This window comes from Actinotalea ferrariae CF5-4, from assembly GCF_000603945.1.
Lineage (GTDB): Bacteria > Actinomycetota > Actinomycetes > Actinomycetales > Cellulomonadaceae > Actinotalea > Actinotalea ferrariae.
Genome location: NZ_AXCW01000303.1, coordinates 1 through 4,362 on the forward strand (window position 1 = coordinate 1; position 4,362 = coordinate 4,362).

At 76.3% G+C, this 4,362-nt stretch carries 2 protein-coding genes; both read left to right on the forward strand.

The features are described from left to right. Positions 1–556 (forward strand): cytochrome d ubiquinol oxidase subunit II (locus N866_RS16720; protein WP_173406174.1); only part of this gene is annotated, 556 nt, incomplete at its 5' end. Continuing rightward, the gene (gene cydC / locus N866_RS16725; RefSeq protein ID WP_081802754.1) at positions 553–3,921 is read left to right on the forward strand and encodes a thiol reductant ABC exporter subunit CydC; all 3,369 of its coding nucleotides are present in this window, start codon (positions 553–555) and stop codon (positions 3,919–3,921) included. The genes N866_RS16720 and cydC, both read left to right, overlap by 4 nt. Positions 3,922–4,362 lie beyond the last annotated feature (441 nt).

The window sequence follows — 4,362 nt, forward strand, 5'->3', positions numbered from 1 at the left end:
GGTCGCGGCCGACGGCGGCGCGCTCGCCCGGACCGCCGGGACGCTCACCCAGCCCGGGGCCCTCCTGGGCGCCCTCGGCGGCCTCGCCGCCGCGACCCTGCTCGGCGCGACGTACCTCGGGCTCCGCACGACGGGTGGCGTCCGGGACCGGGCCCGGGCGTGGGTCGGTCCGTCCGCCGGTGTCCTCGCCGCCGTGGTGTTGGTCGCCGGCACCGGGGGAGGGCTCCCGGGCACCGTCGTCACCGTGTGCGTCGCCGTCCTCGGCGCCGCGGCCCTCGCAGCCCGTGCCGGCAGGGAGGGCTGGGCGTTCGCCCTCTCCGTGGCCGTCCAGGCCGTCGTCGTCGTCGCGCTGTTCGTGCAGGACGCCCCGGTGCTGCTGTCCAGCACGCTCAACCCGGCGTGGTCGGTGACGATCGAGTCCGCGCGCGCAAGCGCGTACGCACTCAGCACCATCAGCTGGGCGGCCCTGGTCCTCCTGCCCGGCGTCCTCGTGTACCAGGGGCTGGCGTACTGGGTGTTCCGGCGGCGCGTGGCGAGCGACCCCGTGCCCACATGAGCGCCGCCCCGTCCCGCGGTGGTGGCGGCCCCGGCCCGGTGGACCTGCGGCTGCTCCGCCTCGCCGCGCCCGTTCGCGGTGCCCTCGCGGCGCTCGTCGGGGTGGCCGTCGCGCAGGCCCTGACGACGGTCGCGGTGGCGCTCACGCTGACCTGGCTGGTGGTGGCCCTGGTCGAGGGTGCGCGGTGGGAGCAGGCCCTGCTCGTCCTGTCCGCGGCGCTCGTCGTGCGCACGGGGCTCGCCTTTGCGCAGCCGAGGGTCGCGCAACGCGTCAGCGGCGCTGCGGTCGCGGGCGCGCGCGCGGTCGGCCTCGAGGCGCTCACGCGCGATCCCGGCGCCGCAGTCCGGGCGGGCGGTGACCCGGCCGCCGTCCTGTCCACGGGACTCGACCCACTCCGACCCTGGTTCGCGGCCTACCTGCCCGCGCTCGTGGTCGCCGGCGTGCTGCCCCCCGTCGTGGTCGCGCTGCTCGTGCTCGTCGACTGGCCGTCCGCCACGACCGTGCTGCTCACCGTGCCGCTGGTGCCCCTGTTCGCGGCGCTCGTCGGGTGGGCCACCCGACGCGGCGCCGACCAGCAGTACGCGCGCGGCGGCCGGCTCGCCGGGCACTTCCTCGACGTGGTCCGCGGGCTGGTGACGCTGAGGCTGTACGACCGCGCCGAGCGCCAGGTCGAGCAGGTCAGGCGGTCCAGTCGGGCGTACGCCCGAGCCACGACCCGCGTGCTGGGCGTGGCGTTCCTGTCCTCGACCGCGCTCGACCTCGTGGCGACCGTGTCCGTCGGGATCGTCGCCGTGGGCGCCGGGGTGCGGCTGGCGGGCGGCGAGATGGCCCTCTGGCCGGCCCTCGCGGCGATCATGCTCGCGCCCGAGGCATACCGCCCGCTGCGGGAAGCCGGGGCGCAGTTCCACGAGTCCGCGCAGGCGAGCGCCGTGATGGACCGCCTCGACGCGATGGCAGGGGCAGGCGCGGGCACCGCACGTCATGAGGACGGCGAGGGGGAGGCGGGGTCGGCCGCCGGGGCACAGGGCGCCTCCGTCCGGTTCACGGGGCGCCGCCGGCCGGTGGTCCTCCCGGACGTGACGGTGCAAGCCGGGGAGCTGGTCGCCATCGTCGGGCGGTCCGGCAGCGGCAAGACCACGCTCCTGCGGCTAATGGCCGGGCACGGCACGCCCGACCGCGGCCGGGTCTGGGCGCGGGGCGCCCTGCACGTGCCCCAACGACCCCAGCTGCCGCCGGCTCGTACGGTCCGCGAGGCGCTCGACACCGGCGACGAGCGTGCTGCGGAGGTGCTCGCGGCGCTCGGGCTCGGCGAGGTAGCCCTCGGCACGCCGCTCGGGGACGACGGCGCCGGTCTCTCGACCGGGCAGCGGCACCGCCTCGCGCTCGCACGGGCGCTCGTGCTGGCCGAGGACGCCCGGGCGGCGGGGGAGGACGTCGCGCTGCTGCTGGACGAGCCCACCGCGCACCTCGACGCGGGCGCCGAGCAGGCCGTCCTCCGGCGCCTGCGCGACGCGGCGGCGCGCGGGGTCGCAGTGCTGGTCGCCACCCACCGGGAACCGGTGTCCCGGGCCGCGGACCGGACGGTTCGCGTCGAGCAGGCCGGGCTGCCCGGGTGGGCGCCCGGTGCGACGCCCGAGGACGCAGGGTCGGGTGAGGCGGCGGCGCCGCACGACGACGGGACAGGCCCCGACCTGCCGGTCGCCCCCGGCACCACCGAGGACAGCGGCCTCCTTGCGGGGGTCCGGCGACAGTGGTCCGCGATGGGCGTGCGCGCCCGGTTCGCGGTCGCGGCCGTCGCGGGGGCAGCGTCCCTGCTGTCAGGGATCGGCCTGACGGTGGCCGCCAGCTGGATGATCGTGCGCGCCTCCGCCCAGCCGCCGATCCTCACCCTGTCACTCGCGGTGGTCGCCGTGCGCGGCTTCGCCATCGGGCGGCCCCTCTTCCGCTACCTCGAGCGACTCGCCTCCCACGACGCCGGGTTGTCCCTCCTGGCGGGGTGGCGCGGGGACGTGGTCGCGGCGCTGATCCCGCAGGTGCCCGGCCCTCTCACCGCCCGCCGGGGGACGCTCCTGCTCCGCGTGGTGGAGGATGTCGACACCAGGCTCGACGGGCGCGTACGCGGGGCTGTGCCGATCGCGGCCGCACTGACAGCGCTCGCCGTCGTGACGGCGGGCCTCGCGTGGCTGCATCCGGTGGCCCTCCTGCCGTGGGCGCCCGCGGTGGTGACCGCGGGTGTGCTCGCACCCTGGGCCGTCCTCCGTGCCGACCGGCACCACGGTCCGGTCCTGGAGTCGACCGGCGAGGCGCTGCACGACGCCGTCGTGACCGCGGTGGAGGGCGCCGAGGGGCTCGACCGGGCGGTACGCCGCGAGCTCGCCGCCCGCGAGCAGGCGGCAGAGGCGGCCCGGGCGCAGGACGCGCGCACCGACGGCCTCGGGCGCGCGGTCGCCGAGGTCGGTGCCGCGGTGGCGGTCGTGGGCGCGGCACTGGCCGCCGCGCTCGTCCCGCGCAGTGACCTCGGACCGGAGGAGGTGGCGGTGCTCGTGCTCGGTGCGGTCGCGACCGGGGAGGTGCTCCTGGGACTCCTGCCTGCGGCCCGGGCCCGTGATCGTGGTGCCTCCGCCGCGCACCGTCTCGCCGCACTCGGTGCGGTAGCCGGCGCCTCCGCTGCCACCTCCAGCGGCGGCGCCGGCGCCAGCGGGACCCGGCAGAGCGACGACTGTGAGGGCGTCATCGTCGCGGGCCTGCACGCGGGGTGGGGCGGCCCACCTGTCCTGGATGGCGTCGACCTCACTGTCGCACCTGCCCAGGTGCGCGAGATCACCTGGCCCTCCGGCGGCGGCAAGTCGACCCTGGCCGCGGTGCTCGTGGGGCTGAGGGCCCCCGCAGCCGGCCGGGTCCTGGTGTGCGGACGGAAGCCGGCGGACGCCCGCCGGGAGGGCCTCGTGGCGCTCGCCGGCGACGCCGACCACGTCTTCGCGACGACTCTGCGCGAGAACCTTCGCCTCGCGCGCCCGGATGCCCCCGACGACGCCCTGGTGCGGGCGCTGCACGACGCCCACCTGGGTGGGTGGTTCGCCGGCCTGGAGGACGGGCTCGACACGTGGCTGAGCGGGGCGACGATCTCCGGCGGGGAGCGGCGAAGGCTCGTCCTTGCGCGCGCGCTGCTGCGTGACCCGGCCGTACTGGTCCTGGACGAACCGACCGCCGGGCTCGCTGACGCCGACGCCGACGCGCTCCTTAAGGCACTGCGGGACCGTGTGCACGATCGACGATCACCGCGTGCCCTTCTGGTGATGCACCACCGCGGTCGCGCCGCCCGGCCGCCCACGACTGACATTGAGGATGTGGGCGAGCCCCCGTAGCGGTCGATCCTGACTCTCGGGAGGGAACTTCTTGGGCGCAGCGACATCCTTCCAGCGGGACCTCGTCCCACAGATGAGTGTCAACCAGCCCTGCAACAGTCCCTCCTACTCGGCGGCGACCTGATTGTCATCCCCACCAACAACGCCTCCTTCGGACGCTCACAGGAGTTAACCCAGAAACTGGTGATGTCACCGTTCCGCGCAGCCGGATACGCGCGGCCGTGCAGATCTCCACCGTCGGCGTCAGCGCACTGATCAAAACCCCGACGGACCCGTGGTGGAGCGCGCCGGATGTGCACCCCGGAGGAACTGGTCGCCACCCTCCCGCTACGCACCACGATCACGCCCGCCGCCGGCCTTGGGCCGGCGCTCGAGACCGGTACCTACGAGCTCCAGCAGGTACGTCGCCGCCCGCGCACTGAGCCCTGATCCACCGGTCGT